Source organism: Achromobacter sp. (genome assembly GCF_057314935.1).
Window position 1 is genome coordinate 60,476 of sequence record NZ_DBHKZA010000017.1, and the last position, 18,455, is coordinate 78,930.

Here is an 18,455-nt window from a genome sequence, read left to right on the forward strand (position 1 = left end):
CCATGCTCAAGAAGCCTCTGCGCCGCGCCTGCCTGGGCGCCCTGCTGTTCGCCGCCGCCGGCGCCGCCCTGCCGCTGTCGGCCGGCGCGCAATCCGCGTTCCCCACCAAGCCCATCACGCTGATCGTGCCTTTCCCCGCCGGCGGTTCCACCGACCGCCACATGCGCATCGTGGCGCAGGACGCCTCCAAGTACCTGGGCCAGACCGTCATCGTCGAGAACCGCCCCGGCGCGGGCGGCACGCTGGGGACGGCCACGATGGCGCGCACCGCCAAGCCGGACGGCTACACGATCAGCCTGTACACGCTGGCGATGCTGCGCATGCCCTACATGCAGAAGAGCAGCTGGGACCCCATCAACGACTTCAGCTTCATCATCGGGCTGTCGGGCTACACCTTCGGCTTCACGGTACGTTCGGATTCGCCGTACAAGACCTTCAACGAATACATCGAGGCCGCGCGCCAGAACCCCGGCAAGATCGATTACGGCTCCACCGGCATCGGCTCGTCGCCGCATCTGCTGATCGAGGAAATCGCCATCAACGCCAAGGTCAAGCTGAACCACGTGCCGTTCAAGGGCAACGCCGACATGCAGCAGGCGCTCTTGGGCGGCCACGTCATGGCGCAAAGCGACGCCACGGGGTGGGACCAGTTCGTGGATGCGGGCAAGATGCGGCTGCTGGTGACCTTCGGCGACAAGCGCACTACCCGCTGGCCCGACGTGCCCACCGCGCAAGAGCTGGGCTACAAGGTCGTGTCCACGTCGCCGTATGGCCTGGCCGGCCCGAAGGGCATGGACCCGGCGGTCGTGAAGACCCTGCACGACGCGTTCAAGAAGGCCCTGTTCGATCCGGCCAGCGTCGAAGTGATGAAGCAGCTGAACCAGGAACCGGCCTACCGCAACAGCCAGGACTACAAGGACTGGGCCCAGGCGACCTACGTCAAGGAAAAGGGCCTGATCGAATACCTGGGCCTGATGGCGAAGGACTAAGGCACGCGGGGCTTACGCCCCCGCCGCTTCCTGGATGACCTGCAAGCAGCGTTCCCGCGTAATGCGCGTGGCCGCGCTGATGCTGCGGCCCCGCAACGTCACAAACGCGAAGTGCGCCTGGATATCGAAGTCCGGCGGCGGCGGCAGCCGGACGAGCCGCTCCGATTCCGCCAGCGTGCGCGCCGAGGCCAGCACGCCCAGGAAGACCGCGTCCGATCGCTCGACGATATCGAACAGGTAAGAAATGTCTTCGCATTCCATATGCAGCTCGAACCCCGCCGGCGCCGCGGCGCCGGCCAGCCGCCGCCGGATTTCCGGGCTTAAACCCGTCGACACGACGGGATAGTCCAAGACGTCGGCCAGCGTTGCGCCGCGCAAGTTCAGCAGCGGATGGCCCGGCCGGCAGACAAAGCCCGAGGCCAATGCCGGCATCGGCGCCACCTCCAGGTCTTCTTCGTTGTCCAGCGTCCGGATGTGCACGATCAGCGCGTCCAGCACGCGCTCGCGCAGGCTGACCAGCAACGATTCGGTGGGCCCGCGCGACAGCTTGACGCGCAGCTTCGGGTAGTGGTCCAGCAGGTGCTGCATCAACGGCACGCTGAGCAAGGCGCTGGGCGCCGCCCCCAACCCCAGCCGGATGGCGCCGGTTTCGCCTTGCGCCAGCATTTCCGCTTCACGGCGGATTTCCTCCACTTCGGCCAAGACGCGGCGCGCCCGCTGCCCCACCAGGCGGCCCAGCGGCGTGGGTTCGTTGCGCTTGCCGATGCGGTCGACGAGCGTGCCCAGTTCCCCCTCCAGCAACTGGATGCTGCGGCTGAACGCGGGTTGCGACAAGTGCAGCGCTTCGGCTGCCCGCGTGAACGAGCCAGTCTCCAGAAGCGCCACCAGATGAGCAAGCTGCGAAAGGTTCATGGCCCCGCCCCGGTTGGTCCCGTTAATCATGCATAAAACGCATTGTAATCAGCCAATCAATCGATTGGACAGATGAAACGGCCGCTTCTAGCATCCCATCCAGCACTCGGATCCATCACAAGGGGAATGCCATGAAAAAGAATCTGATGATCGCCGCCGTCTCGCTGCTGACCGGCTTGGGCGTCGGCGCCCACGCGCAGGCGCAGGACTATCCCGCCCGACCCGTGTCCCTGCTGGTGCCCTACCCGGCGGGCGCGGCCAGCGACATCACCGCCCGCGCCGTGCAGGCGCCGATGTCGCAGTCGCTGGGCGTGCAGGTGGTCGTCGAAAACCTGGGCGGCGCCAATGGCGCGCTGGGCGCGAACCGCGTGCTGAACGCCAAGGCCGACGGCTACACCCTGTTCCAGGGCTCGCCCAATGAACTGATCCTGGCGGGGCTGACCAACAAGTCCGTCACCTACAAGCCGGACGATTTCCAGTTCGTGGCGCCCGTGGCCACATCGCCCTACGTCGTCGTGACGCGCGCGGACCTGGGCGCGGCCAATGTCGACGAACTGATCGCCCTGGCGCGCCAGCGCAGCGTGCCGTTGACCTACGGATCAGGCGGCGCAGGGTCGATGATCCACCTGATCACCGCCGCGCTGGCCGAACGCACCGGCGTCGCGCTGACGCACATCCCGTACCGCGGCGGCGCGCCGCTGATCACCGACATGGCCGGCGGCCAGATCGATTTCGCCATCATGCCGTACCAGGCGAACTACGAAGACCTGCGCCGCGAGGGGCGGCTGAAGATCATCGGCACGCTGAACCGGGAACGCCTGGCCGCGCTGCCCGACGTGCCCAGCGTGCAGGAAAGCGCCACGCTGAAGGACTTCAACTACACCATCTGGACCGCCTATCTGGTGAAGAAAGGCACGCCGGCGGCGGCAGTCCAGAAGCTGCACGCCGCGATCCAGGCCTCGCTGCGCGACCCGGCTGCCCGCAAGACGCTGGAGGCGCAGGGCAAGATCCTGTTCGCGCCGCAGACGCTTGCCGAAGGCGACGCCTTCTATGCCGAACAGACCGCCGGCCTGGCCGACCTGGTGCGGCGCAGCGGCTTCCGCGGCGACTGAGCGCCCGCCCCATCGGCCCGCGCCCCTGCGCGCGCCGCCTTCCTTTCCTTCCGGACTCATCCATGACCGATTCTCTCCAGCCCGTCCTGAATCATCTGGCCGCCCGCCAGCCGCAGATTGAAACCTGGCTCAAGGCCTTTCTGCGCATTCCCAGCGTCAGCGCCGACCCTGCCTACGCCGCCTCCATGAGCGAGGCCCGCCGCTTCCTGTGCGAACGGCTGCGTGCCGAAGGCCTGGAACAGGTGCAGTTGCTGGACGGCGGTGGCGAGCCCGCGGTGTATGGCGAATGGACCGGCGCGCCGGGGCGGCCGACGGTGCTGATCTACGGCCACTACGACGTCCAGCCCGCCGACCCGGTCGAACTGTGGCGCACCCCGCCTTTCGAACCCACGCAGGTTGGCGACCGCTTATACGCCCGCGGCACGTCCGACGTTAAAGGGTCCACCACGATTGCCCTGGAAGTCGTGTTCGCCTTCCTGGCCACGCTGCGCGCCTGCCCCGTCAACATCAAGGTGTTCATCGAAGGCGAAGAGGAAACAGGCAGCCCGTCCTTGCGCCCGCTGATCGAACGCTACCGCGACCTGCTGGCCGCCGACGCCGTGCTGTCGGCCGACGGCGGCCGCGCCAGCGCCACGACGCCCACCATCAATACCGGCGCGCGCGGCAATGCCGCCCTGGAGATCAAGCTGCGCACGGCCTCCAAAGACCTGCATTCCGGCCGCTATGGCGGCGGCGTCAGGAACGCCCTGCACGAAATGGCGGCGCTGCTGGCGTCGCTGCACGCGCAGGACGGCAGCGTCGCCGTCGCCGGCTTCCATGCCGGCGCCGAAGCCCCTACGCCGCGGCAGCGCCAGGACACGGCGGCCTTCCCCTACGACGAAGCCGCCTTCTTCACCGACGTGGCCGGCGCCTCGCACGGTGAACCCGGTTACAGCCCCCGCGAACGGATCACGCTGCGCCCGGCGCTGGACGTGAACGGCATGTGGGGCGGCTACACCGGGGCCGGCGTTAAGACCATCATCCCTTGCGAAGCCCAGGCCAAGCTGACGGTGCGGGTCGTGGAAGGCCAAGACCCCGCGCAGGTCATCCACGCGGTGCAGGCGCATCTGCAAGCCCGTTGCCCGACGGGCTGCGAACTGGCGGTCGTGGCGCTGAACCCGGGATCGCCCGCCGCCACGCTGCACCCGGAGCATCCCCTGGTGACGGCAGCGCAAGCCGTGCTGCAGGCGCCCGGCGGCGCCAGGCCAATTCACGTGCGGCTGGGCGCCAGCGTCCCCATCACCTCCGTCTTCAAGGAAATGCTGGGCATCGATACCCTGATGTTCGGGTTCAACCTGCCCGACGAGGACGTGCACGCGCCCAATGAATTCTTCCGCCTGTCGTCGATCGGCCAAGGGGTGAAGGCCTGGACCGAACTGCTGGACGCGCTGGGGCGCTTCGAGCCGGCAGCCTTCCACTCGCGCTGAAAGGGGGCAAGCCGGTCAGGATTGCGTGGCATTTTTGTATTCAAAAAATGTCTGCCTTTCCTGTTCGGCTTTTTGATAGACTGGCTGCCCGATGGTTTTTCCCTCCCGGCAGCCCCTGCCGCGCCCCATGACCCAGGAAGTCCAGCTAGATCCCAGCGCCGACGATATCGCCCGCGAAGTGGCCGCCGCCATCGTGGCGCACAAGCTCCCGCCCGGCACCCGGCTACGCGAAGAAGCGCTGGCGCGCGTCTACAAGGTCAGCCGCACCAAGATCCGCGCCGCGCTGCTGATGCTGAGCAAGGACAAGCTGATCAATATCGTGCCCGACAAGGGCGCTTTCGTCAGCAAGCCGGACGCGAACGAGGCGCGCGAAGTCTACGCCGTGCGCCGCATCCTCGAGGCCGCGCTGGCCAAGGAATTCGTGGCCACCGCCACCGCCGCCGATTACCGCCGCATCGATGCCCACCTGGCCGAAGAACGCCGCGCGCTCGAGAGCGGCGATGTCCAGAAACGCAACCATCTGCTGGGCCATTTCCATATCCTGCTGGCCGAAGCCGTGGGCAATTCGGTGCTGACGGGCATGCTGCGCGAACTATCCGCGCGCAGCGCCGTGATCACCGTGCTGTATCAAAGCTCGCACGACGCCAGTTGCTCGTCCCAAGAACACCACGCCTTCATCGAGGCCGCCCGCGCGGGCGACACCGAACGCGCCTGCGCGCTGATGGACGAACATCTGGAGCACGTCCAGACGGCGCTGAACTTCACGGATGACGGCCGGGCCGGCGGCGATCTGGTCACCGCCCTGCTCAGCTAGCCCCCGCCCCCAGCAGCTGGCCCATGCGCTGCTGCAGCCAGGTTTCGGTCGCGCTCAGCGACGCGCCCTGCAGCCACAGGGTCCGCACGGACAGCATCGGCAACGACAGGCCGGCGCACGGCACGCGCGCCAGCGTCGTGCGGAAACTCTCGTATTCCGCGATGTTCAAGGGCAGGATCGCCCAGCCCAAGCCGTCCGCCACCATGCCGGCGATGCTGTAGAAGCTGTCGGTGCGCCACACCGTCGGGCTCAGCACCACGTCATCCACGCACTCCATCTGCATGACCAGCTGCCGGTAGCGCGCCAGATCGCTGCGCGTGACCTCGGCCAGCGCCGCCAGCGGATGCCCCGACGCCACGAAGACGGCTTGCTCCACATGGCCCAGATAACGGTGCGCGAAGGCGCTGCCCGGATCGCCTCGGTCGAAGTGGAAGGCGATGCTGGCGCGGCCCTGCTGCACGTAGTCGGCCACTTCGGTCGCCGTGCCGTTCAGCTGCGTCAGTTCCAGCGCCGGAAAGCGCGCCGCAAGCTCGAGCACCAGCGCGCCCAGCACCTGATACGGCAAGGCCTCATCCAGTGCGATGGACAGCCGCGCGTCCTGCCCTGCGGCGAACGACAGCGCGCGCTGATCCAGGCCCGAGGCCTGGCGCAGCAGTTCGCGGGCCTCTTGCAGCATCACTTCGCCCGCGGGCGTCAGCGTGGCGTTGCGCCGTGACCGGTCAAACAATTCCACGCCCAGGTCCGCTTCCAGCAGCCCGACCGACGTGCTGACGGCCGACTGCGCGCGGCCCAGTCCGCGTGCGGCGGCAGAAAACGAGCCTGCGTCCGCGGCCGCGACGAATTGGCGTAGTTGATCCAAGGTCCAGTGCATGGCGACTCCCATTCATCCATCAATTTAATAGATGGAATCAAACTTTTTCAGGCAAATATACAGATAGATAATACCGGACCTGAAGCGGGCGCCGCACCGTAGCGGCCGCCGGTTGTCAGTTGCCTCACAGGAGTAGAACTATGCAGCGGACTCATTCGAACGCTGTCGCCACGGCCGATCCGCGCCGTTGGCTGGTGCTGGCCATCGTGTCCATCGCCTTGTTGTTGATCGTGGTGGACATGACGGTGCTGTACACCGCCTTGCCCCGGCTCACGCATGACCTGGGCGTCTCGGCGTCGGCCAAATTATGGATCGTGAACGTCTACGCGCTGGTCGTGTCCGGCCTGCTGCTGGGCATGGGCACGCTGGGCGACCGGCTCGGGCACAAGCGCCTGTTCATGATGGGCCTCGCCGTATTCGGCGTGGCGTCGCTGGCCGCCGCCTATTCGCCCGGCGCGCCCGCGTTGATCGCCGCCCGCGTGCTGCTGGCGGTGGGCGCCGCCATGATGATGCCGGCCACGCTGTCCATCATCCGCCTTACCTTTGCCGACGAACGTGAACGCGCCGTCGCCATCGGCATCTGGGCGTCGGTCGCCTCTGGCGGCGCGGCGCTGGGCCCGGTCGTGGGCGGCGTGCTGCTGGAGCATTTCTGGTGGGGCTCGGTGTTCCTGATCAACGTGCCGATCGTGCTGCTGGCGCTGCCGCTGGCCTGGCGCTGCATTCCCGCCAGCCGGCCCAGCGCCGCGCGGCCCTGGGACCTGGCCGGTTCGCTGCAGGTCATGGCCGGGCTGATTCTTTGCGCCTATGCGTTGAAGGAACTGGGCAAGGCCACCACGTCGTGGCTGCATGCGGGCCTGGCCTGCGCGGCCGGCATCACGATGCTGACCGTGTTCGTTCGGCGCCAACGCCGCCGTCCGTATCCGCTGATCGACTTCGCCATCTTCCGCAACGCCACCTTCAGTTCGGGCGTGGCCGCCGCCCTGTTCGCGGGCGCAGCCCTGTTCGGCATGGAGCTCGTATTCAGCCAACGCCTGCAGCTGGTGGTGGGCATGTCGCCCATCCAGGCCGCGCTCTACATCCTGCCGCTGCCGCTGGCCGCCTTCGTGGCGGGGCCCCTGGCGGGATGGCTGTTGGCCTACATGCGGGGCCCGCGCCTAATGTTCCTGGCCCTGACCGTCTCGGGGTTGGGCATGGGCGGCTACCTGCTGAGCTATGACGGGTCGTTCATGGCGCAGATGGCCAGCCTGACGGTGCTGGGCATAGGTATCGGCGCGACCATGACGGCGGCGTCCAGCTCCATCATGCAAAGCGCCACGCCGGAACGCGCCGGCATGGCGGCCTCCATCGAAGAGGTGTCGTACGAGTTGGGCGGCGCCTTGGGCGTGACGCTGATGGGATCGATCCTGACTGGCGTCTATGCGCAGACGCTGGACGTGCCGGCGGGCGTCACGCAAGCCGGGACCGTGCGCGACAGCCTGGACGATGCGCTGATGGTGGCCGAAGGCCTGCCGACCGACCTTGCGGCCGCCTTGACGCAGGTGGCCAAATCGGCCTTCGACACCGGCTACGCCGTGGTGATCGCGACCGCGACGGTCATGCTGCTGGCCACCGCCGTGTTCGTGCTGCTGAACCGCACGCGCAGGCCGGCGCAAGCGGCCTGAGCGGCGGCACCAGGCCCGGTCAGCGCTTGCGGAAGGCGTTGTCCATGTCGGCGATCAGGTCTTCTTCGTGCTCAAGCCCGATGGAGACGCGGATCAACCCTTCCGACACGCCTGCCGCATCGCGTTCGGCCGCCGGCACGCCCGAATGCGTGGTGGACGCGGGATGGCAGACCAGCGATTCGGTGCCGCCCAGGCTGACCGCGGACTTGAACAGGTGCAGCGCGTTGATGAACCGGAAGGCGCGCTCGCGCCCGCCGTCCAGCACGAAGGCAAACGTCGACCCCGGCCCGGTGCACTGGCGCTTGTAGACCTCTTGATACGCGCGGTCGGACATCATCTCGGGATGGAAGATCTGCACTTTTTCATATGGGTTGCCCGCCAGCCACTGGGCCACCTTGGTGGCCGTGCGCGCCGCCTGCTTCATGCGCAGCACCACCGTCTCCATCGACCGCGTGATCATCCAGCAGGAATGCGGATCCAGCTGCGAGCCGAACGCGCTGCGGATCGCCCGCACCTTCTTGATCAGTTCCTTCGTGCCCGTGACGGCGCCGGCCACGAGATCGCTGTGGCCGCCCACGTACTTCGTCAACGAATACACGCAGAGGTCCACGCCATGTTCGGCGGGCTTCTGGAAGATGGGTCCCAGCAGTGTGTTGTCGCAGACCGAGATCGGCCGGTAGCCGTGGCGCGTCTGGAACGCGTCCAGCTCGTTCTTCATGGCTTCGAAATCGATCAGCGAATTGGTGGGATTGGCGGGGGTCTCGATATAGAACACGCGTACCGGCCCCTTGGCCGCGGCGGCTTCAAGCGCGGCCCGCATGTGCTTGGGCGACAGGCCATCCTGAATCGGATGCGACCCGATGCCCCATTCCGGGAAGATCTTCGCAATCAGGGTCTCGGTGCCGCCATATAGCGGCAGCGACTGCACCAACTGGTCGCCGGGCCGCAGGAACGCCATCAGCACCGCGCTGATCGCGGCCATGCCGCTGGACGTCACCGCGGCATCTTCCGAGCCGTCCAGCAACGACAGCCGGTCTTCCACGATCTCCAGGTTGGGATGGTTGAATCGGCTGTACACGAGGCCGGCCGATTCGCCCTGCGGCAGGGGTTTGCGCCCCGATACCAGGTCGAAAAAGGCCGCGCCGTCTTCGGCCGAGCGGAACGCGAACGTCGACGTCAGGAACACCGGCGGCTTGACCGCCCCTTCCGACAGGAAGGGGTCGTAGCCATACGACATCATCTGCGTCTCGGCATGCAGGGGACGGCCAAAAAACTCTTTCTTGTGATAGGTCGAATACGTCATGGTGTGCCTCTTCTCTGGGGTTCCAGCCGACCGGGCAGGCGCGTTTCGCATTCGATGACAATAGCGCCGGCCGCCTCGGGATGTCTTGCAGTATGGGCGCAGGCCACCCCAATATTCTTTCCATTTCAGTCACAAGACCGCGATAATGGGAAACGTTGTTTCCCATCTGAACCAATTTATGAAAGACACTGCCTTGTTACATCAACTTGACGCGATCGATTGGAAAATCATGAAAATCCTTCAAGAAGATGGCCGCCTGAGCAATGCGGAGCTGGCCGAGCGCGTATCGCTGTCGGCTTCGCCATGCTGGAAACGGTTGAAGCGGCTGGAGACGTCAGGCGTCATCCGCGGCTATCAGGCCATTCTTGACCGCCGCGCGCTGGGGATGGGGGTGGTGGCGTTCGTCAGCATTTCGCTGGAGAACCACACCGAAAAGCTATGCCATGCTTTCGAGGCCGCCGTGGCGGCCATGCCCGAAGTGCTGGCCTGCCACAACACCACCGGCCAGCACGACTATCTGCTGCACATCGTCGCCCGCGACTTCGACGCCTATTCCGAATTCGTGCGCAACCGCCTGCGCACCCTGCCCGGCGTGAAGGAGTTGCTAAGCACGCTGTCGATGCATGAAGTGAAGTCGTCGACCAAACTGCACCTGTAGGCGGCGCAGGGGGGGATTTGCGTGGCGCCCACCGAGGGCGCAGCCGCAGCCTGGCGCCGCGGCAGGAAGGCGCTTACTCCGCCACGGGCGGCATCTGGCCCGGCACGACGCGATTGCGTCCCTGGTGCTTGGCCTGGTACAGCCCGCGGTCGGCCGCGAGGATCAGGTCGGTGCACGGCTGGTCTGCCGTGGGTACCGCCGTGGCGGTACCGATGCTGACCGTCAGCCACGGCCCCGAACCCGTGTCCTTCTGCGGAATCTGCATGGCTTCGACGGCGCGGCGCAGCTTTTCGGCGGCCAAGCGCGCGCTGCCCGCGGGCGTGCCCGGCAGCACCAGGGCGAACTCTTCGCCGCCAAAGCGGGCTGCCAAGTCGGTAGACCGGTCGCAGCTGGCGAAGATGGTGTTGGCCACGCGCTTGAGCGCTTCGTCGCCCGCGATGTGGCCATAGGTGTCGTTGTAGGCCTTGAAGTGGTCTACGTCGATCATGAGCATGCTGATCTCGCGGCCGTCTCGGCGCGCGCGCTGCCATTCGGCGTTGAGGTATTCGTCGAAATAGCGGCGGTTGCCCAAGCCGGTCAGGCCATCCGAATTCGTCAGGCGGCGCAATTCCATATTGCTTTCCAGCAACTGCTGCTGGCTTTGGCGCAAGGCCTGGTAGGCCTCGTCGCGCTGCACCAGCGCCAGGTACGAACGCGAGTGGTAGCGGATGCGCGCCACCAGTTCGATGGAATCGGGCAGCTTCACCAGATAGTCGTTGGCGCCGGCCGCGAAAGCCGCGCTCTTGATCGCCGGGTCTTCCTTGGTGGACAGCACGATGATCGGGATGTCGCGCGTGACGGGGTGGTTGCGGTATTCCTGCACCAGGCTCAAGCCATCCACGCCCGGCAGCACCAGATCCTGCAGGATGACCGTGGGACGCGTCTGGATCGCCACCGTCAGCGCCTTGTAGGGGTCCGAGCAGTAGTGGAAATCGATGTTGCCCTCCGTCGCCAGCGCCCGCCGGATCGCCTCGCCGACCATCACCTGGTCGTCGACGAGCAGCACCATGGCCGCATGCGAATTCAGATCCGCGGAGGCCGAGCTGTCAATGGGAGGGTGCATAGTATTTCCTTGATGTCTGACGATATCGGGCCGCTCAGGCAAACGCCTGGATCAAGCGGGGAGCGATTTGGTTCAATGGTCGGATTTCCACCGCCGCCTGCATGGCCGCCGCCGCTTTGGGCATGCCGTATACGGCGCTGGTGGCCTGGTCCTGCGCGATGGTGAGGCATCCGCGTTCACGCAGGGCCTTCAGCCCGCGCGCCCCGTCCTGCCCCATGCCGGTCAGCAGCACCCCTACCGCAGTGCCGCGCCAATGCTGGGCCACGCTGTGGAAGAACACGTCGATGGATGGCCGATACAGGCTTTCCTTCGGGTCTTCCGTATACCGCAAGGTGCCATCCGCCAGCAAATGCAGATGGTCGTCGGTGCCCGCCAGCAGGATCTGGCCGGGCAGCGGCCGTTCGCCTTCCCGCACCAGCCGCACCGGCAACAGCACCTGGTCGTTCAGCCAATCCGCCATGCCCGCGGCGAACGACGCGTCCACATGCTGCACCAGCACAATGCCTGCAGGAAAGTCCAGCGGCACGTCGCGCAGCAATTGCGCCAGGGTGGCCGGGCCGCCCGCCGAAGCGCCAATCACCAGCAGGCGCTGCGACGAGGGCTTGGGCGACGGCTTGTCCACGGGGGTCAGCGCCGGGCGATTGCCGTAGCGGCCGATCAGCCAGCCGATATTGCGGATTTTTCGCAGCAGGGGCGCGGCGGCGGTGCGCATGTCTGCGCCCCCCACCACCGGTGTGTCCACCGCGTCCAGCGCCCCGTAGCCCATGGCGTCGAAGACGCGCGCCGTGTGCCGGGCCACGTCCGCCGTCACCACGACGATGGCGCAAGGCGATTCCGCCATGATGCGGCGCGTGGCCTCCACGCCGTCCATCACGGGCATGATCAGATCCATCAGCACCACGTCCGGCCGGTCGCGCGCGCACTGCGCCACGGCCTGCTCGCCGTCGCTGGCCACCCAGGCCACTTCCAGGCCGGGCTCCAGCGCGATCGCGCGCCGCATGGTCTCGACCGCCATTTGCAGATCGTTGACGATCCCGATTCTCACGTGAGTGCCTTTCCGATCAAGTCTTCGACGGCATCAAGCAGCGCATCGTCGTGGAAGCTGCCCTTGGCCAGATAGTAGTCGGCGCCGGCATCCAGTCCGCGCCGCCGGTCTTCCTCGCGATCCTTGTACGACACTACCATTACCGGCAGGCTTTGCAACCGGGGATCCGCCTTGATCCGGGACACCAGTTCAATGCCGTCCATGCGGGGCATGTCGACGTCGGTCACGACCAGGTCGAAGTCCTCGCCCCGCAGCATGTTCCAGCCGTCCATGCCGTCCACCGCCACGGCGACCTCGAAGCCCCGGTTCAGCAGCAGCTTGCGTTCCAGTTCGCGCACCGTCAGGGAATCATCCACCACCAGCACGCGCTTGCGCCGTCGCGCCTGGACCACCGGGCCGCCGCCATCCACGCGCGTGAGGCGCCCGCCCTCGATCAGCTTCTGGACCGACAGCAGCATGTCTTCGACATCCAGGATCAGCAGCGGCGTGCCGTCGTCCATCAGGGCGCCGGCCATCACATCCTGCACCTTGCCCAGCCGCGGGTCCAGCGGCTGCACCACCAGCGTGCGCTCGCCCACATAGCGGTCCACGGCAATGCCGTAGAGCTTGTCGTGATCGCCCACGACCACCACGGCCACCGACTCCGCCGCGGGCGCCGGCTCGCCCGCGCGCAGGATCTGGCGCGCCGACACCAGGCCGATCTGCTTATCCATGAAGCGGAAATGCTGGTGGCCTTCCAGCTGTTCGATCTCTTCGGCGCGCACCTGCAAGGCATGGCTGACATACGCCAGCGGAAACGCGTAGATCTCGCCCTGCACTTCCACCAGCAAGCTGCGCACGACCGACAGCGACAGGGGCATTTCCAGGACGAAGCGCGTGCCCTGCCCCGAGGTCTGATGGATCCGCACGGCGCCGCGCAATTGCCGCACCATGGTCTGCACCACGTCCAGGCCCACGCCGCGCCCCGAGATCTCGGTGACTTCGCCGCGCGTGCTGAAGCCCGACAGGAACAGGAATTCCAGCAGTTCGGCTTCGCTCAGCCGCGCCGCCGTTTTGGCATTCGTCAGCTTGCGCTGCACCACTTCGACGCGCAGCCGGTCCAGGGAAATGCCCCCGCCGTCGTCGCTCAGTTCGATGAGCAGCATGCCGGCCGCGTGGCGCGCGGCCAGCTTGATCAGCCCCTCCGGCGACTTGCCGGCGTCCATCCGGTCCATCGGCATTTCAATGCCGTGGTCCACCGCGTTGCGCAACAGATGCATGAGGGGCGCATCCAGCTTTTCCAGGATGTCCCGGTCGACCTGGGTCGCGTCGCCCTCGATCTCCAGCCGCACCTGCTTGCCCAGGGAGCGGCCCAGATCGCGCACCATGCGGGCCATGCCGCCCACGCCGTCGCCGAACGGGCGCATGCGGCAGGCCAGCGCGGTGTCGTACAGGCGCTGCGCCAGATGGCTCATGCGCCAACCGAATTCGTCGACCTCGCTGGTGCGTTGCGCCAGTTCCTGCTGGCACTGCCCCACGATACGCTGCGCATCGTCCAGCGCGGCCTGGACACGCGCGTCCACGTGCTGGCCCGCCAGCGCGGCGCGCACGCCGTCCAGCGCCTGCGCGGCGCCCGACTGCATGCGCCGCAGCCGCAGCATGGACGCGCCGAATGGTCCGACCCAGTGGGATTCCACCAGCGTTTCGCTGGACAGGCCCAGCAGCTTGTTCAGCGTATCGGCCGTCACGCGCAGCACGCGTTCGCCTTCCGAGATGCCCTGATCCGAACTCCGTCGCACCATCGCCTGCGATGACGGGGCGGGTGCGGACGCCGGGGCCGGCGCGGCCAAGGGCGGATCATCGACGCGTTGAATCGGCGGCAGGAAGTCCGACGGCCGGGGCGGACGCGGCGGCACGGCAGGGGCCGCAGGCGGCGCGTTGGGCGCATTGCTCAGGCGGACCACCAGTTCGTCGATCTCGCCGCCCAGTTCGACGCCGGGCGTGGCAACCCGCTGCAGCAGGTCCGTACCCATCAGCAACGCGTCGATATCGGTCGCCTGCAAGCGCAACCGCCCTTCCTGCGCAGCCACCAGGCAATCTTCCATGGCGTGCGCGATGCGCACCGCCGGATGCAGGTCCACAATGCGCGCGGCGCCCTTGAGCGAATGGGCGGCGCGCATGCAGGCTTCCAGCTGGGCGGCCGACGTCGGGTCGTGCTCCAGCGCCAGCAGGCCGTTGTTCAGCACCTGCACCTGGGTGCGGGTCTCGAGCTGGAACAGCTCCAGGAGCGACGCGTCGCGCATCTCGTCCGGGTTCACGCCAGACTCCGTTCCAAAGCTTGCATCAGCAGATTCTCGTCCAGTACGCCTACGCCACGGCCGCCGCAACGCGCCATGCCGCGCGAATAGGTCTGGCTGGCGCCCTCCACGGTGGCCGGCAGCGGCTCCAGCGCATCCAGGTCCACGGCGTGTATGCCTTCCACTTCATCCACGGGCAGCACCACTGCCCGGCCGGTCCCGCCAAAGATCAGCATGCGCGCAGCGGCCCGTTCCCGCGCATCCACCGGCGCGGCATCCAGGCCGAGCAGGCGCGCCAGCGACACACAGACGGTCAGGGTGCCGCGCACGTTGGTCACGCCCAGCACCGCCGGGTCGCGACGATGCGGCAGCGTCAGGACGGGGCGCGTGCCGGCCACTTCGTCCAGCGCCCGCGTGGGCAGGCCCAGCCACTCCCGGCCCAGGCGGAACACCAGCAGCGACGACTGCCGCGTGCTGTGGCGGGCTTCCGGCTCATGGTCCTGCACGTCCATCTGGGGCGGCAGACGATCAAGGATGCGCTTTGCCGCGGTCGCATAGACCGGACAGTTGCGGCAGTGCACGTGCCCCGCCAGTTGGCCGCAGCTCTTGTCGCCCCGGATGCCGATACGGTTCCAGCAGTCGTCCACGTCGGACAGCAGCGCGATGGATTCACTCACGACGGGCCTCCTCTCGCGCCGCGCGCGCTTGCAGGCGGCGGGCGCCTTCCACATCGCCCGCCGACGCGATCAGCGCGGCCAGATGCAGCAGCGCTTCACGATGCGTCGGGTCCAGGTACAGCGCCTTGCGGTAGGCGGCCTGCGCCTGGCGCGCATCGCCCGCCGCGTCTTGCAACAGGCCCAGCAGATGCAGGCCATCGGCGCTGGCGCCATGGGTGTCAAGGTGCGCCTGGCACTGCGCCAAGGCATCCTGCACGCGCCCCTGATCCGCCATCGCCGCAATCTGGCGCAAGGACATGTCGGCGTGGGTGCCGTTTGAAGCCAGAACCGGAGCCGGGGCGGTCGCCGCAGGCGCGATCGCCGCATGCGGCAAGGGCAAACGCGCCGCCGGCGGCTGCGCGACGGGCCGCCGGGGCGGCGTCCAGGCGTGCACGATCGGCTTGGGCGGCGCATACGTTTCGGCCGGCGGCGGCAGGGTTTGCGCCGAAAAAGCGAACGAGCGCGCCATCGGCACCGCAGGCAGGCGGCGGGCCGTCATCAGGCTGGTTTCTGCGGGCCCAACGAAGATCACGCCGTCGCCGCGCGTGAAGCGCCGCAGCACCTGTACCGCGCGCTCTTGCGTCGCCGCGTCGAAATAGATCAGCAAATTGCGGCAGAACACGAAATCGTAAGGCGCGGCGCCCAACAGCAGATTGGCGTCGAACAGGTTGCCCTGCTGGAAGTGCACCCGGTCCTTGGCCGCCGCTGCCAACCGGTAGCCATCGGCCGTCTCGGCAAAGTGACGGTCCCGGTAGGCCAGATCGTCGCCCCGGAACGAGTTGCGGCCGTATACGGCGCGCCGGGCGAATTCGACCATGCGCTCGCTGATGTCCACGGCATCCACCTGGAACCGCGCGGCGGGAACGCCGGCATCCAGCAAGGCCATGGCGATGGAATACGGCTCTTCGCCGCTGGAACACGGCACGCTCAGCACGCGCAGCACGCGGTCGTCAGACACGCCCGCCGCGAACAAACGTTCGCATGCCAGCTTCGCCATGGCCGCCTGCGACTCCGGATACCGGAAAAACCAGGTTTCCGGCACGATCACGGCTTCGATGAGTTGCTGCATTTCCGCGGGCGATGTCTGCACCCGCATCAGGTAATCGCTTTCGTCCACTGCGTTCACGGCGCCCATGCGGTGCCGGACCGCCCGTTCGACGGCCGCCTTGCCGATCGAGCCGCTGTCCAGGCCCATCTTGCGCTTGAGCACGGCGCTGAATTCGTCGATCAAGGTCATGGCAGCGCCTCGCCTTCACGCCCGCCGCCAGACTCCGGGAACAGAAGCGCCCGCACCGTGGCGGGCAGCAGGTCCCCGACGTTGACGGCCTGCACCATGCCGCGCGCGTCGCTCAGCACCGGGCCCAGATAGCGGGCGCCGGGATTGTCCAGTCCGTAAGGCCGGAACGCCGCCGGGTCGTAATGCACCGTCTCGGTCGCCTGTTCCAGGATCAAGCCCAGCAGGCGGCTTTCCGCGCCGGGATCCGGCCGGTAGCGCACCAGCGCCAGCCGGGTGCTGGTCACCGTCACCGCGCTCCCGTGGCCTGCCAGCGCGCTCATGTCGATCACCGGCACGGGCGTGCCCCGCCGGTCCAGCATGCCGGCGACCCAGGGCGGCGTGCCGGGCACCTGCTTGAGCGCGCGCAGGCCCAGCACTTCGACCACATCGGCCGCGTCCAGCGCATAGCGGTCTTCGCCAATGCGAAACAGCAGATACAGCCGCCGCGCCGCGGCAAGCGCGGTGACGGACTCGGACGAAGAAGGGGCCAGCGCAGCCATGGCCGGGCTCACACCTTGAAGCGAGACACGCCGCTGCGCAGGTCATTGGCGACCAGCGTCAGCTCTTCGATGGCCAGGCTCGACTGCCGCAGCGACTCCACCGTCTGCTGCGCGGCATCGCTCAACTGCTGCAGGGCCTGGTTGATCTGTTCGGCGCCTGTGGCCTGCGCCTGCATGCCTTCGTTGACCATCTGCACGCGCGGCGCCAGCGTCTGCACCTGCTGGATGATCTGCGACAACTGATCGCCCACCTGCTGCATGTCGGCCATGCCCCGGCGCACTTCTTCCGAGAACTTGTCCATGCCCATCACGCCTGCGGACACCGATGACTGGATCTCGCGCACCATCTGTTCAATGTCGTAGGTGGCGACCGCGGTCTGGTCGGCCAGGCGGCGGATCTCGGTCGCCACCACGACGAAGCCGCGACCGTACTCGCCGGCCTTCTCGGCTTCGATCGCCGCGTTCAGCGACAGCAGATTGGTCTGGTCCGCCACCTTCGTGATGGTCGTGACCACTTGCGTGATATTGCCGGCCTTTTCGTTCAGGATCGCCAATTTGGCATTGACCGATCCAGCCGCGCCGACCACGTTGCGCATCGTGTCTTCCATGCGCGCCAGCCCGACCTGCCCGCTGCCGGCCAGCGACGCCGTCTGCTCGGCGGCGCCGGACACCTCGGTCATGGTGCGCACCAGTTCACGCGAAGTCGCGGAGATCTCGCGGGAGGTCGCCCCGATCTCGGTCGTGGTGGCCGCCACTTCAGAGGCCGTGGCCTGCTGCTGCTTGGACGTGGCCGCGATCTCGGTGACCGAGGTGGCAACCTGCACGGCCGAACGCTGGGTCTTGGCCACCAGCCCCGTCAATTCGTCGACCATGCCGTTAAAGCCGGTCTCGATGGCGTTGAACTCGTCCTTGCGCGCCAGCGACAGCCGGCGGGTCAGGTCGCCGCCGCCCGTGGATTCCAGGGTCTTGACGATATCGCGCATGGGGTTGGCGATGGCTCGCATCAACAGGAAGCCGCACACGATGGCGGCGGCAATCGCCAGCGCCAGCGACACCAGCATCCCGACCTCGGCGGTATCCACCGACTTCTGGATGCTGACCGCGGACTCGTCCGCTTGCCGCTTGTTTTCCGCGACCATCTTGGCCAGCGTGTCGCGGCCCTTGTAGAACGCGGGCCGCAGCTCCGTCTTGATGCGCGCCTGCACCTGCGCCACGTTGCCCGTCGCGGCCTGCTCCAGGATGTCGGCGCGGATGCGCTTGTATGCCTGCAGTTCCAATTCGAATTCGTCGAACATCTTGCGGTCGTCGCCGCGCGAAACCGTGCGCCGGTACGACTCAATGTTCTCTTCCAGCTGCTGGTCGTTCTTGGGCAGCGCGTCCAGGGCGGCGCGGCGCTCGGCATCGGTGTCCGAGTTGTAGGCGTCCTGCACCACCACGAAACCCGCGAACCACGACGACCGGATCGAGGTGCTGTAGTAGATGCCGGGCACGGCATCGGTGTTGATCGTGGCGACCTCTTCCTCGATGTGCAGCAAGCGCCGGTAATCCACCACCACCATCAACGCCATGATGGCCAGAATGACCAGGAAGCTGGCCAGGATGCGCTGGCGGAGTGTCAGATTCTTCATGCCGGGAGACCTTTGTGCTGGTTCAACGCTTCAACGCCCGAAAGGACGCCCCTGAACGACCGGACGCGCCGCGACGCGCGCCCGTGCCCCACCTTATGACGGGATGTGGATAATTTCGCTAATTAT

16 protein-coding genes are annotated in these 18,455 nt (G+C 67.2%); 6 read left to right on the top strand and 10 right to left on the bottom strand.

Annotation, left to right across the window (positions count from 1 at the left end; all coding sequences use genetic code 11):
• The first annotated feature begins 2 nt into the window (after positions 1 to 2).
• Complete coding sequence (locus tag ACO6D5_RS08795; RefSeq protein WP_315845360.1) at positions 3 to 989, top strand: tripartite tricarboxylate transporter substrate-binding protein; 987 nt, start codon at positions 3 to 5, stop codon at positions 987 to 989.
• A gap of 12 nt (positions 990 to 1,001) precedes the next feature.
• Here ACO6D5_RS08795 and ACO6D5_RS08800 read toward each other — a convergent pair whose 3' ends face one another.
• Complete coding sequence (locus ACO6D5_RS08800) at positions 1,002 to 1,901, bottom strand: LysR family transcriptional regulator (RefSeq protein WP_485825161.1); 900 nt, start codon at positions 1,899 to 1,901, stop codon at positions 1,002 to 1,004.
• Positions 1,902 to 2,032: 131 nt separating this feature from the next.
• On the opposite strand from ACO6D5_RS08800, the gene ACO6D5_RS08805 reads away from it, so the two are divergent.
• The 3 genes from ACO6D5_RS08805 (at position 2,033) to ACO6D5_RS08815 (ending at position 5,293) form a co-directional block, all read left to right on the top strand.
• Positions 2,033 to 3,013 (top strand): Bug family tripartite tricarboxylate transporter substrate binding protein, encoded by a 981-nt coding sequence (locus ACO6D5_RS08805; protein ID WP_485825162.1) that lies wholly within the window; start codon positions 2,033 to 2,035, stop codon positions 3,011 to 3,013.
• A gap of 62 nt (positions 3,014 to 3,075) precedes the next feature.
• The gene (locus tag ACO6D5_RS08810) at positions 3,076 to 4,479 is read left to right on the top strand and encodes a dipeptidase (RefSeq protein ID WP_485825163.1); all 1,404 of its coding nucleotides are present in this window, start codon (positions 3,076 to 3,078) and stop codon (positions 4,477 to 4,479) included.
• Positions 4,480 to 4,606: 127 nt separating this feature from the next.
• Positions 4,607 to 5,293 carry an FCD domain-containing protein gene (locus ACO6D5_RS08815; RefSeq protein WP_315845356.1) on the top strand — a complete coding sequence of 229 codons (687 nt, stop codon included), beginning with the start codon at positions 4,607 to 4,609 and terminating at the stop codon, positions 5,291 to 5,293.
• Here the strand turns inward: ACO6D5_RS08815 and ACO6D5_RS08820 are convergent.
• Positions 5,286 to 6,164 carry a LysR family transcriptional regulator gene (locus ACO6D5_RS08820; RefSeq protein ID WP_485825164.1) on the bottom strand — a complete coding sequence of 293 codons (879 nt, stop codon included), beginning with the start codon at positions 6,162 to 6,164 and terminating at the stop codon, positions 5,286 to 5,288. The genes ACO6D5_RS08815 and ACO6D5_RS08820 overlap by 8 nt on opposite strands.
• Before the next feature lie 140 nt (positions 6,165 to 6,304).
• On the opposite strand from ACO6D5_RS08820, the gene ACO6D5_RS08825 reads away from it, so the two are divergent.
• Positions 6,305 to 7,825, top strand: coding sequence for an MFS transporter (locus ACO6D5_RS08825; protein WP_485825165.1), 1,521 nt, complete (start codon positions 6,305 to 6,307; stop codon positions 7,823 to 7,825).
• Positions 7,826 to 7,844: 19 nt separating this feature from the next.
• Here the strand turns inward: ACO6D5_RS08825 and ACO6D5_RS08830 are convergent, their stop codons facing one another.
• On the bottom strand, positions 7,845 to 9,128 hold the full coding sequence (locus ACO6D5_RS08830) for a cystathionine gamma-synthase family protein (RefSeq protein WP_485825166.1): 1,284 nt from the start codon (positions 9,126 to 9,128) through the stop codon (positions 7,845 to 7,847).
• Positions 9,129 to 9,306: 178 nt separating this feature from the next.
• On the opposite strand from ACO6D5_RS08830, the gene ACO6D5_RS08835 reads away from it, so the two are divergent.
• Positions 9,307 to 9,786 (top strand): Lrp/AsnC family transcriptional regulator, encoded by a 480-nt coding sequence (locus ACO6D5_RS08835; protein WP_315131448.1) that lies wholly within the window; start codon positions 9,307 to 9,309, stop codon positions 9,784 to 9,786.
• 73 nt (positions 9,787 to 9,859) lie between these two features.
• Here ACO6D5_RS08835 and ACO6D5_RS08840 read toward each other — a convergent pair whose 3' ends face one another.
• The 7 genes from ACO6D5_RS08840 to ACO6D5_RS08870 are packed head-to-tail and all read right to left on the bottom strand — an operon-like array spanning position 9,860 to position 18,329.
• On the bottom strand, positions 9,860 to 10,888 hold the full coding sequence (locus tag ACO6D5_RS08840; RefSeq protein WP_485825167.1) for a diguanylate cyclase: 1,029 nt from the start codon (positions 10,886 to 10,888) through the stop codon (positions 9,860 to 9,862).
• Positions 10,889 to 10,922: 34 nt separating this feature from the next.
• Complete coding sequence (cheB, locus tag ACO6D5_RS08845) at positions 10,923 to 11,933, bottom strand: chemotaxis-specific protein-glutamate methyltransferase CheB (RefSeq protein WP_315845352.1); 1,011 nt, start codon at positions 11,931 to 11,933, stop codon at positions 10,923 to 10,925.
• Complete coding sequence (locus ACO6D5_RS08850) at positions 11,930 to 14,230, bottom strand: response regulator (RefSeq protein WP_485825168.1); 2,301 nt, start codon at positions 14,228 to 14,230, stop codon at positions 11,930 to 11,932. Before ACO6D5_RS08850 ends, cheB begins: the two co-directional genes overlap by 4 nt.
• Positions 14,227 to 14,886, bottom strand: a complete 660-nt coding sequence (locus ACO6D5_RS08855; protein WP_088587147.1) for a chemotaxis protein CheW — start codon at positions 14,884 to 14,886, stop codon at positions 14,227 to 14,229. Before ACO6D5_RS08855 ends, ACO6D5_RS08850 begins: the two co-directional genes overlap by 4 nt.
• Positions 14,879 to 16,162: a CheR family methyltransferase gene (locus tag ACO6D5_RS08860; RefSeq protein ID WP_485825169.1), complete on the bottom strand. Its 1,284-nt coding sequence runs from the start codon at positions 16,160 to 16,162 to the stop codon at positions 14,879 to 14,881. Before ACO6D5_RS08860 ends, ACO6D5_RS08855 begins: the two co-directional genes overlap by 8 nt.
• Complete coding sequence (locus ACO6D5_RS08865; RefSeq protein WP_315845348.1) at positions 16,159 to 16,701, bottom strand: chemotaxis protein CheW; 543 nt, start codon at positions 16,699 to 16,701, stop codon at positions 16,159 to 16,161. The genes ACO6D5_RS08860 and ACO6D5_RS08865 overlap by 4 nt, the downstream gene beginning before the upstream one ends.
• Before the next feature lie 8 nt (positions 16,702 to 16,709).
• Positions 16,710 to 18,329, bottom strand: a complete 1,620-nt coding sequence (locus tag ACO6D5_RS08870) for a methyl-accepting chemotaxis protein (protein WP_315845347.1) — start codon at positions 18,327 to 18,329, stop codon at positions 16,710 to 16,712.
• Positions 18,330 to 18,455: the final 126 nt, after the last annotated feature.